16 protein-coding genes and 2 riboswitches are annotated in these 17,432 nt (G+C 69.1%); of the genes, 9 read left to right on the top strand and 7 right to left on the bottom strand.

The genetic code is table 11. The features are described from left to right. Positions 1-36: 36 nt before the first annotated feature. The gene (locus ACFJGU_RS03245; RefSeq protein WP_382307602.1) at positions 37-2,562 is read left to right on the top strand and encodes an MMPL family transporter; all 2,526 of its coding nucleotides are present in this window, start codon (positions 37-39) and stop codon (positions 2,560-2,562) included. Position 2,563: 1 nt separating this feature from the next. On the opposite strand, the gene ACFJGU_RS03250 is transcribed toward ACFJGU_RS03245, so the two are convergent. The 3 genes from ACFJGU_RS03250 to ACFJGU_RS03260 form a co-directional block, all read right to left on the bottom strand. Beyond that, positions 2,564-3,709, bottom strand: a complete 1,146-nt coding sequence (locus ACFJGU_RS03250) for an aromatic acid exporter family protein (RefSeq protein WP_382307604.1) — start codon at positions 3,707-3,709, stop codon at positions 2,564-2,566. A 43-nt stretch (positions 3,710-3,752) separates the two neighbouring features. After that, positions 3,753-5,207, bottom strand: a complete 1,455-nt coding sequence (locus tag ACFJGU_RS03255) for an L-serine ammonia-lyase (RefSeq protein WP_382307606.1) — start codon at positions 5,205-5,207, stop codon at positions 3,753-3,755. Positions 5,208-5,358: 151 nt separating this feature from the next. Beyond that, positions 5,359-5,458, bottom strand: a riboswitch (glycine riboswitch). Between the two features lie 71 nt (positions 5,459-5,529). Next, the gene (locus ACFJGU_RS03260; RefSeq protein ID WP_382307607.1) at positions 5,530-6,039 is read right to left on the bottom strand and encodes a GtrA family protein; all 510 of its coding nucleotides are present in this window, start codon (positions 6,037-6,039) and stop codon (positions 5,530-5,532) included. 155 nt (positions 6,040-6,194) lie between these two features. Here ACFJGU_RS03260 and ACFJGU_RS03265 point away from each other — a divergent pair, with 155 nt between their 5' ends. The 5 genes from ACFJGU_RS03265 to ribH all read left to right on the top strand — a co-directional run bounded on the left by ACFJGU_RS03265 (position 6,195) and on the right by ribH (position 10,711). Next, positions 6,195-6,953: a polyprenol monophosphomannose synthase gene (locus ACFJGU_RS03265; protein WP_382307609.1), complete on the top strand. Its 759-nt coding sequence runs from the start codon at positions 6,195-6,197 to the stop codon at positions 6,951-6,953. 70 nt (positions 6,954-7,023) lie between these two features. Continuing rightward, positions 7,024-7,186, top strand: a riboswitch (FMN riboswitch). A 73-nt stretch (positions 7,187-7,259) separates the two neighbouring features. After that, on the top strand, positions 7,260-8,297 hold the full coding sequence (gene ribD, locus ACFJGU_RS03270; RefSeq protein WP_382307610.1) for a bifunctional diaminohydroxyphosphoribosylaminopyrimidine deaminase/5-amino-6-(5-phosphoribosylamino)uracil reductase RibD: 1,038 nt from the start codon (positions 7,260-7,262) through the stop codon (positions 8,295-8,297). A gap of 4 nt (positions 8,298-8,301) precedes the next feature. Continuing rightward, on the top strand, positions 8,302-8,919 hold the full coding sequence (locus ACFJGU_RS03275; RefSeq protein ID WP_382307612.1) for a riboflavin synthase: 618 nt from the start codon (positions 8,302-8,304) through the stop codon (positions 8,917-8,919). After that, the gene (gene ribA / locus ACFJGU_RS03280) at positions 8,916-10,202 is read left to right on the top strand and encodes a GTP cyclohydrolase II (protein WP_382307613.1); all 1,287 of its coding nucleotides are present in this window, start codon (positions 8,916-8,918) and stop codon (positions 10,200-10,202) included. Before ACFJGU_RS03275 ends, ribA begins: the two co-directional genes overlap by 4 nt. A 29-nt stretch (positions 10,203-10,231) precedes the next feature. Next, a complete protein-coding gene (gene ribH, locus ACFJGU_RS03285; RefSeq protein WP_382307615.1) occupies positions 10,232-10,711 on the top strand; it encodes a 6,7-dimethyl-8-ribityllumazine synthase in 480 nt (159 codons plus the stop codon). A 78-nt stretch (positions 10,712-10,789) separates the two neighbouring features. Here ribH and ACFJGU_RS03290 read toward each other — a convergent pair whose 3' ends face one another. Continuing rightward, entirely contained in the window at positions 10,790-11,602 is an 813-nt protein-coding gene (locus ACFJGU_RS03290; protein ID WP_382307617.1) for a ribokinase, read from the bottom strand. A gap of 95 nt (positions 11,603-11,697) precedes the next feature. Here ACFJGU_RS03290 and ACFJGU_RS03295 point away from each other — a divergent pair, with 95 nt between their 5' ends. From ACFJGU_RS03295 to ACFJGU_RS03305, 3 genes are all read left to right on the top strand, one after another. Then, a complete protein-coding gene (locus ACFJGU_RS03295) occupies positions 11,698-13,095 on the top strand; it encodes an MFS transporter (RefSeq protein ID WP_382307618.1) in 1,398 nt (465 codons plus the stop codon). A gap of 75 nt (positions 13,096-13,170) precedes the next feature. Then, positions 13,171-13,386: a hypothetical protein gene (locus ACFJGU_RS03300; protein WP_382307620.1), complete on the top strand. Its 216-nt coding sequence runs from the start codon at positions 13,171-13,173 to the stop codon at positions 13,384-13,386. 80 nt (positions 13,387-13,466) lie between these two features. After that, complete coding sequence (locus ACFJGU_RS03305) at positions 13,467-15,347, top strand: ABC transporter ATP-binding protein (RefSeq protein WP_382307622.1); 1,881 nt, start codon at positions 13,467-13,469, stop codon at positions 15,345-15,347. A 16-nt stretch (positions 15,348-15,363) separates the two neighbouring features. Here ACFJGU_RS03305 and ACFJGU_RS03310 read toward each other — a convergent pair whose 3' ends face one another. The 3 genes from ACFJGU_RS03310 to ACFJGU_RS03320 are packed head-to-tail and all read right to left on the bottom strand — an operon-like array spanning position 15,364 to position 17,392. Continuing rightward, the gene (locus ACFJGU_RS03310; protein WP_382307623.1) at positions 15,364-16,152 is read right to left on the bottom strand and encodes a hypothetical protein; all 789 of its coding nucleotides are present in this window, start codon (positions 16,150-16,152) and stop codon (positions 15,364-15,366) included. Next, on the bottom strand, positions 16,149-17,039 hold the full coding sequence (locus ACFJGU_RS03315; protein ID WP_382307625.1) for an ABC transporter ATP-binding protein: 891 nt from the start codon (positions 17,037-17,039) through the stop codon (positions 16,149-16,151). The genes ACFJGU_RS03310 and ACFJGU_RS03315 overlap by 4 nt, the downstream gene beginning before the upstream one ends. Next, entirely contained in the window at positions 17,036-17,392 is a 357-nt protein-coding gene (locus ACFJGU_RS03320) for a GntR family transcriptional regulator (RefSeq protein ID WP_382307627.1), read from the bottom strand. Before ACFJGU_RS03320 ends, ACFJGU_RS03315 begins: the two co-directional genes overlap by 4 nt. Positions 17,393-17,432 lie beyond the last annotated feature (40 nt).

A 17,432-nucleotide genomic window follows, 5' to 3' on the forward strand; every position in this document is an offset into this window, starting at 1 on the left:
GACGCGTATGATCAATGCGTCGAACGAGGAGATCAGATGGCGACACTGCTGTACCGGTTGGGGTCCTTCGCGGCGCGCCGAGGGTGGGCGGTCATCGTCTCCTGGGTCGTGATCCTCGGGCTCGGCGTCACCGCCTTCCTCACCCTCGGCGGCACGCTCAGCAACAGCTTCGACATCCCGGGCACCGCCTCGGGGGCCGTCATCGACGAGCTGGCCGAGAAGCTGCCCGACACCGCGGGCGGCACCGGAACGGTGGTCTACCAGACCACCGACGGGGCGGCGTTCACGGATGCCCAGAAACAGGCGATCTCCGAGCTCGCCACCAGCGCCGAAGACCTCGACGGAGTCGCCTCCGTCATCGATCCCTTCGACGCCCAGCAGCAGCAGGCCGACCAGGCCGCGCAACTCGCCGACGGGCAGCAGCAGCTGGCCGACGGCCGCAGCCAGCTCGACGCCGGCCAGTCCCAGCTCGACGACGGGAAGGCACAGCTCGACGCGGCCCAGCAACAGCTGACGGACGCCCGCGCGCAGGCCGAGGCGGCCGGCGCCTCCCCCGAGCAGCTCGGCGCCCTCGACGCCCAGCAGGCTCAGCTGACCGCACAGTCCGACGCGCTCCAGCAACAGCAGGCCACCATCGACGACCAGCGCACCGAGCTGGAGGCGAAGGCTGACCAGGCCGAGCTGGGCCAGACACTGCTCGATCTCTCGAACGGCATCGGCGTGGTCAGCGCCGACGGCTCCACCGCCATCGTCAACGTCTCGTTCACCGAGCCGCGCCTCGACCTGTCCGAAGAGGTGAAGCAGGCCACCATCGCCCACTTCGAGGATTCGCCGGTGGACGGCACGACGGTCGACTTCGGCACCGACATCGCTCAGGGTGTTCCGGAGATCTTCGGCGTGGGCGAGGTCGTCGGCCTCGTCTTCGCCGCGATCGTGCTGATCGTCATGCTCGGCTCGCTCATCGCCGCCGCGCTCCCCATCGTCACCGCGGTCGTCGGCGTCGGAGTCGGGGTGACCGCGAGCCTGGCGTTCTCGGGAGTGGTCGACATGGCATCCGTCACCCCCGTGCTCGGCGTGATGCTGGGGCTCGCCGTGGGAATCGACTACTCGCTCTTCATCGTGAACCGACACCGCAAACAGCTGCTGGGCGGAGTCCCGGTGCGCGAGTCGATCGGGCTGGCGACCGGCACCTCCGGCACCGCGGTCGTGTTCGCCGGCTCCACCGTGATCGTGGCGCTCCTGGCGCTCAACGTCACAGGCGTGCCGTTCCTCGGCCTGATGGGTACCGTCGGCGCCGTGTGCGTGGCCGTCGCCGTGTTGGTGGCCATCACGCTCACGCCCGCCGTCCTGGGCCGCGTCGGCGAGCGCCTGCTCAGCCGGCGCAGTCGCGCTTCCATCGGGCATTCGAAGCACGCGGGCGGGACGGTCAAGCCGATGAGCACGCTGCGCGCCGTGCTGACCGTGGTGGCGACCGTCGCCGCCCTGCTCGTGGTGGCCATCCCGGCGCTCTCGATGCGCCTCGGGCTTCCGGACGGTTCGAGCGAGCCTGCCGAGTCGACCAGCTACCGGTCGTTCCAGATCGTCGACGAGGAGTTCGGCGCGGGCGCCAACGGCCCCTTGCTGGTGAGTGCGAGCGTGCCCAACGGGCTGAGTGACGACGACCTTCTCGCCGCCCAGGTGGCGGTGGCTCAGGTTCTCGCCGGTCAACCCGATGTGACGGCGGTGGCGCCCGTCGCCGCCTCCGACGACAACACGCTCCTCGCCTTCCAGGTGCTGCCCGACGAGGGGCCGAACAGTGCCAGCACCGAACAGCTGGTGCAGAACATCCGCGGGTTGGCGGCAGTGGAAGGCAGCACCGGCCCGATCGTGCTGGGCGTGGCGGGTCAGGCCGCCATCAACATCGACATCTCCGAGGCGCTGGCCGACGTGCTGCCGCTCTACCTGATCGTGGTGGTGGGGCTGTCGCTCCTCATCATGATCGTGGTGTTCCGCTCGCTGCTCGTGCCGCTCATCGCCACCGGCGGATTCGTGCTCTCGCTGTTCGCCACCTACGGCCTCATCGTCGCCGTGTTCCAGTTCGGCTGGGGTGCCGCGCTCATCGGGTTGCACAATTCCGGGCCCATCCTGAGCTTCCTGCCGGTGATCCTGGTGGGCATCCTCTTCGGACTCGCCATGGACTACCAGCTCTTCCTCGCGTCGGGGATGCGCGAGGCCTATGTCCACGGGTCGTCGGCCCGCCTCGCGGTGGCGCAGGGCTTCCGCGCCGGCCGCTCGGTGGTGACGGCGGCGGCCCTCATCATGGTGTCGGTGTTCGGCGGGTTCATCTTCTCGGAGTCCACGATCATCCGGTCCATCGGTTTCGGGCTCGCGTTCGGCGTGCTGCTCGACGCGTTCGTGGTGCGGATGCTGCTGATGCCCGCTCTCATGCACCTGCTGGGCCGGTCGGCGTGGTGGCTGCCGCGCTGGCTCGACCGCATCCTGCCGAACGTCGACATCGAGGGCGCGAGCCTGGAGCGCGACCACCCGGGCGTGCAGACCGGCGGGGTGCCGCTCAGCGGATGAGTCAGTGCAGGTCGTCGACCGCGCCGACGATCTCCTCGCGCACCCGCCGCAGGTCTTCGAGCAGGGAGCCGATCAGGATCCAGTGGGAAGGATCGGGCGAGATGGTCTGGATCGGCGCCGTCAAGGCGGGTTCCGGGTTGCTCAGCCGCTCCTCCTCCCCCGTCGGGAGCGCCACGTTCTCCATCACGAGCCGGAGGTCGTGGGCGGCGCGTCGCAGCTCCTCCGCGATCGACACTGCCACGGGTTCGGAGCGCAGCCCCTCGTCGAAGTGATCTTTCACGGCGCGGGTCATGCCGAGCACCCGGGTGATGACGGTTCCGAGCATCGTCATCAACGCGGCATCCGTCTTCAGAACGTCGCGATGGGCGGAACGACGGGGGTTGAAGCGCAGGCTGTCCTCCGCGGTCTCGAGCGTGGCGAGCGCCTTCGTCTGCATGGGCCGCAGCAGCCGTGCCTCGACCAGCAGGAGGGTGCGGTAGCGCTCGTCGGTCGGCTCGCTGAGCACCGACGCCAGCTTGTCCATGATGGCGGCCACCTCGCGGCCGAGCGTCGCGACCGCGTCGTGGGCCGGCTGCACGGCGAGCGGCGGCACGATCAGCCAGTTGACGAAGACGCCGATGATCGCTCCGATCACGGTCTCCACGATGCGCTCGACCGCGTATCCCGGTGTCTGCGCGCCCACGGACAGCACGAGCATCGCGCTGATCGGGATCTGCACGGTCGACGACTGCGGGAAACGCAGGGCCCAGCCCACCAACAGGGAGATGACGATGGCGGCCAGGATGAGCCAGCTCGGCGCCCCGAACAGCAGCGCCACCAGGTAGGCCACCACGACGCCGACGATGACCCCGATCGAGCGCTCCACGGCGCGGCTGAACGACTGGTTGATGCTGGGCTGCACCACGATGATCGCCGCGATCGCGCCGAAGATCGGCGGCTCGTCGCTGGCGACGAACGAGCAGGCGATCCACGCGATGACCGCCGCGGCCGCCGTCTTCAACACCTGCAGCAGGGGCGTGCGCGCGCTGGCCTGGAACGTGCGCACCGGCACCATCGTGGCCCGCGCCAGCGAGCGCCAGCGCCCGGTCCCGGCGGCCTGCCGTGGAGGGGGCGAGCTGGCGCCGTCGGTCGTTCCGCCCGAGCTCACGCTTCCACAGTAGTGCGCGCCGCGCGCGGCATCCGGATGCCCGTCAGCACTCCACGACGTTGACCGCGAGGCCTCCGAGGGCGGTCTCCTTGTACTTGTCGCTCATGTCGCGGCCGGTCTCCCGCATGGTGGCGATCACCTGGTCGAGGCTCACGTGGTGGCTTCCGTCGCCCCAGAGTGCCATCTTCGCGGCGTTGATGGCTTTGGATGCGGCGATCGCGTTGCGCTCGATGCACGGGATCTGCACCAGCCCGCCGATCGGATCGCAGGTGAGCCCGAGGTTGTGCTCCATCGCGATCTCCGCCGCGTTCTCCACCTGTTCGGGCGTGCCGCCCATCACCTCGGCGAGCCCGGCCGCCGCCATGGAGGACGCCGAACCCACCTCGCCCTGGCAGCCCACTTCGGCACCCGAGATCGAGGCCTGCTCCTTGTAGAGCACGCCGACCGCAGCGGCCGCGAGGAGGAAACGCTCGCAGACGTCGTCATCGGAGGTGACCGGCACAGGAACCTCGGCACCCGGGGGCAGGTGGTGCGGCAGGTAGGTGCGCGCGTAGTGCATCACGGCGGGGATGATCCCGGCGGCGCCGTTGGTGGGCGCCGTCACGACACGGCCGCCGGAGGCGTTCTCCTCGTTCACCGCGAGCGCGACGAGGTTCACCCACTCCTGCCAGAACTCGGGTGCGCCGTGCGGGTCCTCCACGCGCAGGCGCTCCCGCCACTCGGGCGCGCGGCGGCGCACCGCGAGACCGCCGGGGAGCACGCCCGTGCGGCCGAGGCTCGTGGCGACGCACTCGTCCATCACGTCACGAATGGCCAGGAGCCTCGTGCGCACCGTCGCGGCGGCGGCGTCCGTCGCGTCTCCGCGCTCGGCGTCGTCGCCGTGGCTCCCGCGCGTCAGCGCCACCTCGTTCGCGAGCATGACTCCCGCCAGCCCGAGGCCCGATCGGCGACAGTGCGCGAGGAGTTCTGCGGCCGTGCGGAACGGGAACGGCACCTCGGCCGGCGCCGCCGCAGCGGCTCCGGAGTCCTCGCCCTCGCGTTCGACGAACCCGCCGCCCACCGAGTAATAGGTCTCCGAGGCCAGCGCAGATTCGTCGCCGTCCAACGCCGTCAGCCGGACGGCGTTGGTGTGCCGGGGCAGCACCGTGAGCGGATGCATGACCACGTCATCCTCGGTCAGTGCGAGCGGATGCCTCCCCGCCAGCATCGTCGTGCCGGTGGCCGCGATCGAGGCACGACGCTCGTCGACCTGCGCGGGTGTCACGCTCTCGGGCCGAAGCCCCTCCAGTCCGAGGAGCACGGCAGTGGGCGTTCCGTGCCCGGGGCCGGTGGCGGCGAGCGAGCCGTACAGATCGATCCGTACGGCGTTCACGCGGTCGAGCAGACCCGCGTCGGAGAGCGACGAGGCGAAGTATGCCGCTGCGCGCATGGGCCCGACCGTGTGCGAACTCGACGGGCCGATGCCCACCGAGAAGAGGTCGAAGATGCTGAGTGTCATGGGACTCCATTCGCCCGCGACGCGCGGTTGCGCCGACGGTGTCCCTCTCCGCTCTGTACCTGACCTGAGAGATTCCGCGGCGATCGCCGCTTGCCCCGTCGGTGGAAGCACGACCGCGGGTGCGCCGCCGTGATTCGCTCTCCAGAGTCGCCCAACGGCAGCGGTGCATGGGCCTGAGAGTTTCCCGGAGAGGAATTGCTCCTACGGCGCCGACCCGATGGCTCTCGGGCGGACTCTCCCGCTGCTGTTCGATGGCGTGTTCACTTGGTTACTGCCAGTTGGTCAGTGCCAGCTGACTGATGCAGAACCTACCAGACGGGCCTCAGGAGATCGAGGTCGTCTTCCCCGCGGTCTCGACCCGCGCATCCGGAACCCGCACCCGGTGCTCGCCGAACACCCAGACGCGGTAGAGCACGAAGCGGAAGATCGCGCCGAGCGCCAGCCCGATCACGTTCCCCGAGATGTTGTCGGCCCAGAGCGACGTGAAGTGCAGCACGTAGTGCGAGAACCAGAGACAGGCGAGCCCGATGCCCATGCCCACGATGCTGACGGCGAAGAACTCGATGCTCTCGCGCAGCATGTCGGCGCGGCGACGCTCCTTGAAAGTCCAGTACCGGTTGCCCAGCCAGTTGACCAGGATCGCCAGCGTGGTGGAGATGAGCTTCGCGATCACCGGACCCTCGTGCATGTGCGACGGATCCATGATCGTCGTTCGCAGGAGGTTGAAGACGCCCACGTCCACGATGAAACCGAGTCCTCCGACCAGCCCGAAGCGGATGAACTCCACGGCGAGAATACGGAGGCGCGACCTCGTGACGGGGGCACTGCTCATGAAGGATCTACCGTTTCTGACGTACGAAACCAAAGAAGAGAACTTTTCGTATCTTCCAAGAGAATGCTGAGCGTAACTGGGGAAAATGAACAGAAAGCATCGATACGCTTTCCAGCGCCGCCAGACTTGGCACCACCTGATCGATTGAGGAAACTATGGCGAAAACTGTCGTGGTGATACCGACTTACAACGAGATCGGCTCGATCGCCGGTGTCACGCAGCGCGTCCTCGCCGCGGAGACCGGCACCGAGGTGCTGATCGTCGACGACAACTCGCCCGACGGCACGGGCCAGCTGGCCGATGACCTCGCCGCCGACGACATCCGCATCCACGTGATGCACCGCACCGAGAAGAACGGACTCGGCGCCGCGTACGCCGCCGGCTTCCGGTGGGCGTTGCAGCGCGACTACGACTTCGTGGTGGAGATGGACGCGGACGGTTCGCACCAGCCCGAGGAACTCCCCCGTCTGACCGCGCTCCTCCGCGACGGCGCCGACATGGCGATCGGCACCCGGTGGATTCCGGGCGGCGTCATCAAGAACTGGCCCGCGTACCGCAAGCTCATCTCCCGAGCGGGCACCGCCTACGCCCGCATCATGCTCCAGTCCGACCTGCACGACCTCACCAGCGGCTACCGCGGGTTCCGTGCGGACTCGCTCCGCGCCATCGATTTCGGCACCGTCAACTCGCAGGGCTACTGCTTCCAGATCGAGCTGGCCTGGATGTTCGAACGCTCGGGCGGCACGATCGGCGAGTTCCCGATCACCTTCATCGAGCGCGAAGAAGGCGTCTCGAAGATGTCGACCGGCATCGTGGTGGAGGCCTTGGCCAAGGTCACGTCGTGGGGCTTGGCGAGCATGCTGGGGCGCGCGCCGGAGCCGCTCAGCCTTCCCGCCGCGCGCAGCACGCCGTAGCGAAGCACGGCGTCATATGGGGCGGGAATGATTTCCGCGCCCGGGCGTTGGGGTATAACTAGAAACAAGAAACGTGCTCCGGGGTCAGTGAGATTCTGAACCGGCGGTGATAGTCCGCGAGCCGAAGCCCTGCTGTTCGCAGCCGGGTGGAGGTTGATCTGGTGGAATTCCAGAACCGACGGTAATGGCAGTGCCGCAAGGTCTGTCCAAGTCCGGATGGGAGGATGCACGGACGGTGCCGCCGATGGCGGGGCCGTCGGCGCTTTCGAGCGCACCCCCGGAGCCGCGTCAGCAGACGAGGACCGGATGAACGCCAGCATGACCGAGCACGACGCGATGACTCGCGCGCTCGAGCTCGCGCTCCGCGGCCCCCGGCACGGGGTGAACCCGCAGGTCGGCTGCGTGCTGCTCTCCCCCGACGGCGAGGTGCTCGCCGAGGGCTGGCACCGCGGCGCGGGAACCGCCCACGCGGAGGTCGCCGCCCTCACGGCCCTGGCCGATCCCGGGCTCGCGCGCGGCGCCACCGCCGTGGTGACGCTCGAGCCCTGCAACCACGTGGGCCGTACCGGCCCCTGCAGCGTGGCGCTCATCGACGCCGGCGTGGCCCGCGTCGTCTACGCCGTGGCCGATCCGGGCGAACGCTCGCACGGCGGAGCCGAGCGGATGCGTGCCGCCGGCCTCGACGTGGAAGAGGGGCTGGGCGCGCCCGCCGTCGAAGAAGCGATCCGCCCCTGGCTCACCTCTATGCGCCTCCACCGCCCCTTCGTCACCATCAAGTGGGCGTCGAGCCTCGACGGCCGCGCGGCCGCGGCGGACGGCACGAGCCAGTGGATCACCGGTCCCGTCGCCCGCGCCGACGTGCACCGCCGGCGGGCGGATGCCGACGCAATCGTCGTGGGCACGGGAACGATCCTCGCCGACGACCCCGCGCTGACCGCGCGCGCCGGCGGGGCACTACTGCCGCACCAGCCCGCGCCCGTGGTGATCGGCCGACGCGCGATTCCCTCCGAGGCTCGAGTGCACAGTCATCCGGGGCCCCTCCGCCGCTTCGCGACCCACGACCTCGCGGCCGTGCTCGAGGAGCTCTACGCCGACGAGGTGCGCTCGGTGTTCGTCGAAGGCGGCCCCACCCTGGCCAGCGCATTCCTCGCGGCCGGGCTGGTCGACGAGGTGCTCGTCTACCTCGCCCCCACCCTGCTCGGCGGTCCGCGCACCGCCCTGACCGACCTCGGAGTCGGCACCATCGGCGAGCAGCTCAGACTCACCGTCACAGATGTCACACGACTGGGCGACGACATCAGGATCGTCGCACGACCGGACGACTCGTCGTCCACGAAGGAGTAACCCGGTGTTCACGGGAATCATCGAAGAACTCGGCGAGGTGCTCGCGCTCGAGCGCACCTCCGACGCCGCCGTCATCACGGTGCGCGCCCCGCTCGCGGTGAGCGACGCCGGTCACGGCGACTCGATCTCGGTCTCCGGGGTCTGCCTCACCGTCATCGACCAGACCGCCGACAGCTTCACGGCCGACGTGATGGCGCAGACACTCGCGATGTCGACCATCGGCAGCCTGGCCGTCGGCGACCGGGTGAACCTCGAGCGCGCCGCCCAGGTCGGCGACCGTCTCGGCGGCCACATCGTGCAGGGTCACGTCGACGGCACTGGCGAGGTGCTCAGCGTGACCCCGGGCGAAGCCTGGAGCGTGCTGCGCTTCTCGATCGACGCATCCCTCGCCCCCCTCGTCGTCGACAAGGGGTCGATCTCGGTCTCCGGAGTCTCGCTGACCGTCTCGAACATCGGCGACGAAGCGGATGGCTCGCACTGGTTCGAGGTCTCGCTCATTCCCGAGACGCTCTCCGCCACCACGCTCGGTGCCCTCTCCGTGGGCGACCGGGTGAATCTCGAGACCGACATCCTGGCCCGCCACGTGCAACGCCTGGTGTCCTTCGAAAGGAGCAACTCATGACGCTCTCCCCCATCTCCGACGTGCTCGACGCCTTGCGCGCGGGCAAGCCCGTGATCGTCTCCGACGCGGCCGACCGCGAGAACGAAGGCGACGCCATCATGTCGGCCGCGCTCGCGACGCCCGAATGGATCGCCTGGATGGTGCGTCACACCTCCGGGTACCTCTGCGCGCCGCTCCCCGGCGAACTGGCCGACCGCCTCGCGCTGCCGCCGATGGTGGTCAACAACGAGGACACCCGGCGCACCGCCTACACGATCACGGTCGACGCCTCCTCCGGCGTCACCACCGGCATCAGCGCGCACGACCGCGCTCGCACGCTCAACCTGCTGGCCGACCCGGATTCGACGCCGGCCAGCTTCATCCGGCCCGGGCACATCCTGCCCGTCCGCGCCGTCGACGGGGGCGTGCGCGAACGCGCGGGCCACACAGAAGCCGCGGTGGAGCTGATGCGGGCCGCCGGTCTCGCGCCGGTGGGCGTGATCGGCGAGATGATCGCCGACGACGGATCGGCCATGCTGATGGACGACCTGCTCGCGACCGGCGAGCGCGAAGGGCTGCCGGTGACGACCATCGAGCTGCTCATCGAGTGGCTGAACGAGCAGGACGGGCTGGAGCCGGATGCCTCTGCTCCCGCCCTCTCGAGCTCGCCGGCCACCGCGAGCCCCGACGACGTGCCCGTCGCCTCCCCCCGGGTGCACTTCGAGGTCGAGACCAGCGTGCCCACCACGCACGGCCTGCTGCGGATGCGCGCCTACCGCGACCTCGAGACGGGCGCCGACCACGTGGCGATCGTCTCCGGTGACCCCACCGCACCCGGAGCGCTCGTGCGCGTGCACTCCGAGTGCCTCACCGGCGAAGCGTTCGGCTCGCTGAAGTGCGAGTGCGGTCCGCAGCTCGACGCGTCGCTCGACCTCATCGCCGAGCACGGCGGCGTCGTGGTGTACCTCCGCGGTCACGAAGGCCGCGGCATCGGCCTGGTGAACAAGCTCCGCGCCTACCGCCTGCAGGAGGACGGGCTCGACACCCTCGACGCCAACGTGGCTCTCGGCCTCCCCGCCGACGCGCGCGACTACGGCGCGGCGGTCGCGATCCTCGACGACCTCGGCACCACGAGCATCCACCTCCTCACCAACAACCCCGAGAAGGTGCGGCAGCTCGAGGCCCACGGCATCGTCGTGGCCGAGCGCATCCCGCTCGTGGTGGGCGCCTCCACCTTCAACCAGAAGTACCTCGACACCAAGCGCGACCGCATGGGGCACGTGCTGCCCTCGGCCGTGCGCTGACCCGGACAACCTCGAAAGGACACAGCATCATGAGCGGAGCGGGAGCCCCGAGCCTCGACGTCGATCTCGACGGAACCGGCCTGAACATCACCATCGTCGCCGGCACCTGGCACGAGGAGATCACGAACGGACTGCTGGAGGGTGCCCGCCGCGCCCTCTCGGCGGCGAACGTGACCGTCACCGAGGTGCGCGTGGCGGGCAGCTTCGAGTTGCCGGTGGTCTCGAAGGCGGCGCTCGAGTCCGGCGCCGACGCGGTGGTGGCGCTCGGCGTCATCATCCGCGGCGGAACCCCGCACTTCGAGTACGTGTCGGATGCCGCCACCAGCGGCCTCACGCAGGTGAGCATCCTCACCGGCAAGCCCGTCGGCTTCGGCGTGCTGACCCTGAACGACGAGCAGGAGGGCCTCGATCGCGCGGGGCTCCCCGGTTCGAAGGAGGACAAGGGCGCCGAGGCGGCCGAAGCCGCCATCGCCACAGCCCTCACCCTCCGGGCCATCCGCGCGGCGTAGCCGTCGGAAAGCGCAAACGTCGCTGCATCCGAGCCCAATACAGGCCGGATGCAGCGACGTTTGCGGTTTCCGAGGGTGCTAGGGCTGCGCGCCGACCCAGCCGACCGAGGCGGCAGCCGCCACGGAGGCCGCCTGCATCGCGTCGGGCTCGCTGAGCCCGGCCGCCAATCCCGCGGCGAGCGTGCCGCAGAAGCAGTCGCCGGCGCCCGTGGTGTCGACCACCACGGAGACGGCGCCCGCCGGCACCTCGTGCGCGCCCCAGCGCGAGCCCTTCGAGCCGAGCGTCACGAGCACCGACCGCGGCGTGTACCCGTCGGCGGCCAGCAGCTCGTTCTCGTGCTCGTTCACCACGATCGGGTCGGCCAGGTCGAGCACGTCTCCCGGCAGCGCGGCGTAGGGAGCCAGGTTCAGGATGACGCGGGCCCCGCGGGCGGCGGCGATGCGCGCGGCCTCGGCCACGACATCCGTGTCGATCTCGAGGGAGCCGAGCAACACGTCGCCCGGGCCGAGATCGGTGAGCGTCGCGAGGTCACCCACCGTCACGCGTCCGTTCGCTCCCGGCGACACGATGATGGTGTTCTCGCCGTCGGCCGAGACCGCGATGGCCGCGTGCCCCGTGGAGACTCCGGTGGTGCGCGAGAGGTGCGAGGTGTCGATGCCGTAGCCGGCCAGGCGGTTGATGTAGGCGTCTCCGTCGGCGTCGTCGCCGACCCGGCCCACGAAGGAGACCCGGGCGCCGGCGCGAGCGGCTGCGACGGCCTGGTTCGCGCCTTTGCCGCCGAAGTGCTTCACGAGGTCTCCGCCCAGGAGCGTCTCGCCGGGCTGCGGGTGCCGCTGCACCTCCACCGTCGAATCGATGTTCAACGAACCCACGACGACCACTCTGCCCACGAGCAACTCCTTCTTGAAGACGTACCCCGACATCCTACGGGCAGGCGTAAACTGGCGATTTCTGCGCGATTCGCGCTCATGACCGAAAGCGCTTGATGTCCTCCACCGTGCTCGACGCCCCGCCCGTCGCCCCCGCGAACACCCGCGGCCGGGTCATCCTCGCCAGCCTCATCGGAACCTCGATCGAGTTCTACGACTTCTACGTGTACGCCACGGCGGCCGTGCTGGTGTTCCCCACACTCTTCTTCGCGAACGCCGACCCCACGATCTCGCTTCTGCAGTCGTTCGCCGTGTTCGGCGTGGCGTTCGTGGCGCGCCCGATCGGGTCGATCCTGTTCGGTCACTTCGGCGACCGGATCGGGCGCAAGCGCACCCTCGTCGCGTCCCTTCTCACGATGGGCATCGCCACCATCCTGATCGGCGCGCTCCCCACCGGTCTCACGCCCGGGTGGGAGATCCTCGCCCCCGGGCTGCTGGTGCTCTTCCGCTTCTGCCAGGGCCTCGGGCTCGGCGGCGAATGGTCGGGCGCGGCGCTGCTCGCCACGGAGAACGCGCCGAAGGGCCGCCGCGCCGTCTACGGCACGTTCCCGCAGCTCGGGGCGCCGATCGGCTTCATCATCGCGAACGTGGTCTTCCTCGTGCTGAGCACCACCCTCGACTCCGCCGCGTTCCTCGCCTGGGGCTGGCGCGTGCCGTTCCTGGCGAGTGCCGTGCTCGTCATCATCGGCCTGTACGTGCGGTTCAAGCTCGTCGAGACACCGGCCTTCACCAAGGTCGTGAACGCGGGCGAAGTGGCGAAGCTGCCGCTCGCGCGCGTGTTCAAGACCAGCTGGCGCCCGCTCATCCTGGGTACCTTCATCATGCTGGCCACCTACGTGCTCTTCTACCTCATGACCACGTTCACGCTCACCTTCGGCACCACGGCCTCCTCGGTGGAGGCCGCCCAGGCGGCGGCGGATGCCGCGGGCAAGCCCTTCGACCCGTCGACCTTCGTGCCCGGGCTCGGCTACGGCCGCAACGACTTCCTCATCATGCTCGTGGTCGGCTGCGTGTTCTTCGGCATCTTCACCCTCGTGGCCGGGCCGCTGGCCGAGCGCTTCGGTCGACGCATGACCCTCATCTGGACGACGATCGGCATCGCCGCCTTCGGCCTCTTCTTCGTGCCCCTGTTCGGCGGCGGCTTCGTGGGCGTGATGGCCCTGCTCATCATCGGCTTCACCCTGATGGGCCTGACCTTCGGTCCGATGGGGTCCGAACTCCCCGAGCTCTTCCCCGCCAACGTGCGGTACACCGGATCGGCCATCAGCTACAACGTGGCATCGATCCTCGGCGCCGCGGTCGCGCCGTTCATCGCGGTGGCGCTCTGGCAGGCCGCCGACGGCAGCCCCGCGCTCGTCGGCAACTACCTGTCGCTGATGGCGCTGATCACCCTCGGCGCGCTCATCATCAGCAAGGAGACCCGCGACATCGACTTCGACAACACCCTCAGCTGAGGCGTGTTCGCCCACGGCTGAGCGTCGGTTGTCAACTGAAGTTGACACCGCGGATGCGTCAACTAGGGTTGACACATGGATGTCACCGATGTGCACACACTGGCGGCGGATGCGGGCAGCAACGACCCCATCGTCTCGCTCCGGGCCGTGGCGAAGCTGCGGACCGAGCTCGACCGCATCGAGGGAGTGGCCGTGCGCCGCGCCCGCAATGCGAACGCCTCCTGGCAGCTGATCGCGCTCGCGCTCGGCGTCTCGCGTCAGGCCGTGCACAAGAAGTACGGCCGGCACTGACCGCCGAGGCACATGGCCCCGACCGGCGCTGAGCCTGCCCGGCCGCCGCACGCATCCGAACTCCGCACAGAAAGAAGACCATGTCGACCACCACGTCCACGCCTGAGAAGGAAGACGACCGCCCCGCCCCGCGCTCCCGCAGCCCGTTCGGGCGAGGGCGCAAGCAGGAGGAAGGGCCGCGCGCGAAGTTCCGCCAGCTGCTGCCGTTCCTGTTCGAGCACAAGAAGGTGCTCTCCGTCGTGGTCGCGCTGAGTATCCTCGGTGCCGCGGCGAGCCTCGCCCAGCCGCTGCTCGTGAGCCAGGTGATCACGGTCGTGCAGGCCGGCGACCCCCTCGACATGCTCGTGTGGGCCTTGGTCGCGCTGGTCATCGTCTCGGGCCTCATCAGCGGGTTCCAGCACTACCTGCTGCAGCGCACGGGTACGAGCGTGGTGCTCTCCGCCCGTCGGCAGCTGGTGCACCGGATGCTCCGCCTCCCGATCAGCCAGTTCGACACCCGCCGCACGGGCGACCTGGTGTCGCGCGTCGGTTCCGATACCACCCTCCTCTACGCGGTCATCACGCAGGGTCTGGTCGACGCCATCGGTGGCTCGCTGGTGTTCTTCGGCGCCCTGATCGCGATGCTCATCATCGACCCGGTGCTGCTCGGCCTCACCGTGCTCGTGATCGCCGTCTCGGTGGTCACCGTCGTCTCGATCTCGGGGCGGGTGCGCACCGCGAGCCGCAAGCAGCAGGAGAAGGTGGGCGACCTGGCCGCCGCCGTCGAACGCTCCATCAGCGCCATCCGCACCGTACGGGCCTCGAACGCCACCGAGCGGGAGATCGCGGCGGTCGACAAGGATGCCCAGGGCGCCTGGGAGCAGGGCGTGAAGGTGGCGAAGATCTCGGCCCTCGTGGTGCCGATCGCGGGCATCGCGCTGCAGGTGTCGTTCCTCGTGGTGCTCGGCGTCGGCGGCTTCCGCGTCGCCTCCGGAGCCATCACCATCGCGAGCCTGGTGTCGTTCATCCTGTTCCTGTTCATGATGATCATGCCGCTCGGCCAGGCTTTCGGTGCCATCAACTCGGTGAACCAGGCGCTCGGCGCGCTCGGCCGCATCCAGGAGATCGTGGACCTTCCCGTCGAGGGTCAGGACGACCGGGCCATCGCCGCCCTCGCGGCACCCGGCTCGGCATCGAAGGATGCCCCGGCGATCGAGTTCGAGAACGTGCACTTCCGCTACGACGAGAAGGTCGCCCCGGGTGACTCCTCAGAGCAGGCTGCCGAGAAGGAAGAGGTCGAGACGGGCGTGCTGCACGGCATCAGCTTCGCCGCCGGCCGCGGCAAGCGCACCGCCATCGTCGGCCCCTCGGGCGCCGGCAAGTCGACCATCCTCGCCCTGATCGAGCGTTTCTACGACCCCACCTCGGGCGCCGTCCGCTTCGGCGGAGTCGACGTGCGCCAGCTGGACCGCGTCGAGCTCCGCTCGCAGATCGGCTACGTGGAGCAGGATGCGCCGGTGCTGGCCGGGAGCATCCGCCAGAACCTGCTGCTCGGCTCGCCCGAGGCCACCGACGCCGACTGCGTGGAGGTGCTCCACGCAGTCAACCTGGGCGAGGTGCTCGAACGCTCGCCCGAGGGGCTCGACGCGGCCGTGGGCGAGGACGGCGTCATGCTCTCCGGCGGCGAGCGCCAGCGCCTCGCCATCGCGCGGGCCCTGCTGGCCGCTCCCCCGGTGCTGCTGCTCGACGAGTCGACCTCGTCGCTCGACGGACTGAACGAGCAGATGCTCCGGGAGGCGATCGACGCGGTGGCCGAGAACCGCTCGCTGATCGTGATCGCGCACCGACTGTCGACCGTGGTCGACTCCGATCAGATCGTCGTCGTCGACCACGGCCGGGTGGTGGGGGTGGGCACGCATTCCGAGCTCGTGGCATCCACCCCGCTCTACCGCGAACTGGCGAAGCACCAGCTCCTGGTCTGAGCCGTCCGGCGCCGGCTCAGTTCTTCGGGGTGGCCCGGCGCAGCAGCACGAAGCCGGTGAGGGCCGCGAGCGCGGTCGGCACGAGACTCCAGAAGACGACGCCGACCGCGCCGTTCTCGACGAACCACGCGCCCACCGCCGGCCAGCTGTCGGTGAACACCACGATTGCCAGCAGTCCGACGAGCACCAGCGCGAGGCCGGCGAAGAACACCAGCATCCCGTTCACGCGCCAGCGCACGTAGATCGTGGCGATCGCCGAGCCGACGAAGAAGAAGAACAGGAAGATCACGAAGAAGATCAGGAAGCGCAACCACCAGGCCTCGTCAGGGGCGCCGAAGTAGAGCGCCGTGAACATCCGTCCGCCGAGGCCCCAGCCGTTCGTGACCTGTTCGATCACGGCGAGAGCCGTCATCCCGGCACTGTAGAGGGCCGACAGCACCCCGAAACCGAGCGCGCTGCCGAGCCAGAAGTCGCGCCGGGTGACGCTCAGGCCGAGGGCGAACGGGAAGGTGAGTGCGACGCCCTGGATGCCGAGCACCATCATGTAGACGAAGATGTAGAAGGTCGCGCCGCTGTACTGCAGGCCGTCTTGCGCATCCGCCAGCGCGTCGGGATCGCTGGTGGCCGACACGATGATCCACCAGATGATGAGGTTGATCAGCAGCACGAAGCCGAGGATCATCCACGGGATCGCGAAGACGCTGAAGCGGTTGACGAGGTGAAGTCGCATCACGGCCGTGACGCGGCTTCCGCCGGGCGCGGCCGCGCTCGTGGGGGCGGCTTCGGTGTGAGTGGTGGTGGTCATGCGCTCTGCTCGAATTCCTTGTGGGGGACGTTGGTCTTCTGCACGACCAGCTGCTGCAACGACACGGGCGAGAGCTCGAGGCCGGACTCGACGGCTTCGGCGCGTTCGCCCGGACTGAGCCGGCCGACGGTGACGGAGGCGAGTCCGCCGAGGTGATCGGTGTGGAGCACCTCTCGATGGGCGACGAAGGCGTCGACCGCGGCGCGGGTGCCCACCACCGTGGTGGCGGAGCCGCGCAGGCTGTCGGCGTCCTGGTCGATGATGAGGCGGCCGTCGTCGATCACGAAGACGTGCTCGAGCAGGTTCGACACCTCGTCGATCAGATGGGTGGAGAGGACGACGGTGCGCGGATGCTCGGCGTAGTCGGCGAGCAGGCGGTCGTAGAAGATCTGCCGCGCCACCGCATCCAGTCCGAGGTACGGCTCGTCGAAGAAGGTGAGCGGGGCGCGCGAGGCCAGACCCACGATCACGCCGATCGAGGAGAGCTGACCGCGCGAGAGCTTCTTGATGCGCCGTGTCAGGGGCACCCGGAAGTCGTCGATCAGCCGTGCGGCGAACTCCGCGTCCCAGCCCGGGAAGAACCAGGGGGCGCTGCGGAAGACGTGCTTCGCCGTGAACTCGTCGGGGTATTTCTGGCTCTCCTTGATGAAGCAGACGCGCTGGAGCACGCGCTTGTTCTCCACCGGCGACTCGCCGAAGACCCGGATACTGCCGTTCGTCGCGAAATCCTGGCCGGTCAGCAGCTGCATCAGCGTGGTCTTGCCTGCGCCGTTGCGGCCGAGCAAGCCGGAGATCGTGTTCTCCTCGACAGAGAAGCTCACATCGTCGACCGCCGTGACGTTCTTGAACCGTTTGGTGAGGCCGGAGACCTCGATCACCGCGCTCATTCGGCGCCCTCCTGTCTGATCATCTCGACCAGCTGCGTCTCCGAGATGCCGAGCTTGCCGGCCTCGGTGACGAGCGGTCTGATGTATTCGCTCTGGAACTGGTCCCGGCGCTTGGCGACCAGCCGGTCGCGCGCCCCGGCTGCCACGAACATGCCGATTCCCCTCTTCTTGTACAGAACCCCGTCGTCGACGAGCAGGTTCACCCCTTTTCCGGCGGTCGCCGGATTGATGCGGTGGAACGTCGCGAACTCGTTCGTCGACGGCACCTGGCCCTCTTCGGGCAGAATGCCGGCGATGATGTCGTTCTCGATCTGTTCCGCGATCTGAACGAAGATCGGCCGCGATTCATCCATGCTCGTGACCGTTCATTGGTTCATTAGTCATGTAACTAAC

The organism is Herbiconiux sp. UC225_62 (genome assembly GCF_042694625.1).
Classification (GTDB): domain Bacteria; phylum Actinomycetota; class Actinomycetes; order Actinomycetales; family Microbacteriaceae; genus Herbiconiux.

What these genes read in the sequence shown, in the direction of transcription:
- ribD (WP_382307610.1), top strand. Translation starts at nt 7,260, where the DNA reads ATGAACGCCAGCATGACCGAGCACGACGCGATGACTCGCGCGCTCGAG.
- ACFJGU_RS03305 (WP_382307622.1), top strand. Translation starts at nt 13,467, where the DNA reads ATGTCGACCACCACGTCCACGCCTGAGAAGGAAGACGACCGCCCCGCC.
- ACFJGU_RS03315 (WP_382307625.1), bottom strand. Translation starts at nt 17,039, where the DNA reads ATGAGCGCGGTGATCGAGGTCTCCGGCCTCACCAAACGGTTCAAGAAC.
- ribA (WP_382307613.1), top strand. Translation starts at nt 8,916, where the DNA reads ATGACGCTCTCCCCCATCTCCGACGTGCTCGACGCCTTGCGCGCGGGC.
- ACFJGU_RS03265 (WP_382307609.1), top strand. Translation starts at nt 6,195, where the DNA reads ATGGCGAAAACTGTCGTGGTGATACCGACTTACAACGAGATCGGCTCG.
- ACFJGU_RS03310 (WP_382307623.1), bottom strand. Translation starts at nt 16,152, where the DNA reads ATGACCACCACCACTCACACCGAAGCCGCCCCCACGAGCGCGGCCGCG.
- ACFJGU_RS03260 (WP_382307607.1), bottom strand. Translation starts at nt 6,039, where the DNA reads ATGAGCAGTGCCCCCGTCACGAGGTCGCGCCTCCGTATTCTCGCCGTG.
- ACFJGU_RS03320 (WP_382307627.1), bottom strand. Translation starts at nt 17,392, where the DNA reads ATGGATGAATCGCGGCCGATCTTCGTTCAGATCGCGGAACAGATCGAG.
- ACFJGU_RS03295 (WP_382307618.1), top strand. Translation starts at nt 11,698, where the DNA reads ATGTCCTCCACCGTGCTCGACGCCCCGCCCGTCGCCCCCGCGAACACC.
- ACFJGU_RS03255 (WP_382307606.1), bottom strand. Translation starts at nt 5,207, where the DNA reads ATGACACTCAGCATCTTCGACCTCTTCTCGGTGGGCATCGGCCCGTCG.
- ACFJGU_RS03245 (WP_382307602.1), top strand. Translation starts at nt 37, where the DNA reads ATGGCGACACTGCTGTACCGGTTGGGGTCCTTCGCGGCGCGCCGAGGG.
- ribH (WP_382307615.1), top strand. Translation starts at nt 10,232, where the DNA reads ATGAGCGGAGCGGGAGCCCCGAGCCTCGACGTCGATCTCGACGGAACC.
- ACFJGU_RS03300 (WP_382307620.1), top strand. Translation starts at nt 13,171, where the DNA reads ATGGATGTCACCGATGTGCACACACTGGCGGCGGATGCGGGCAGCAAC.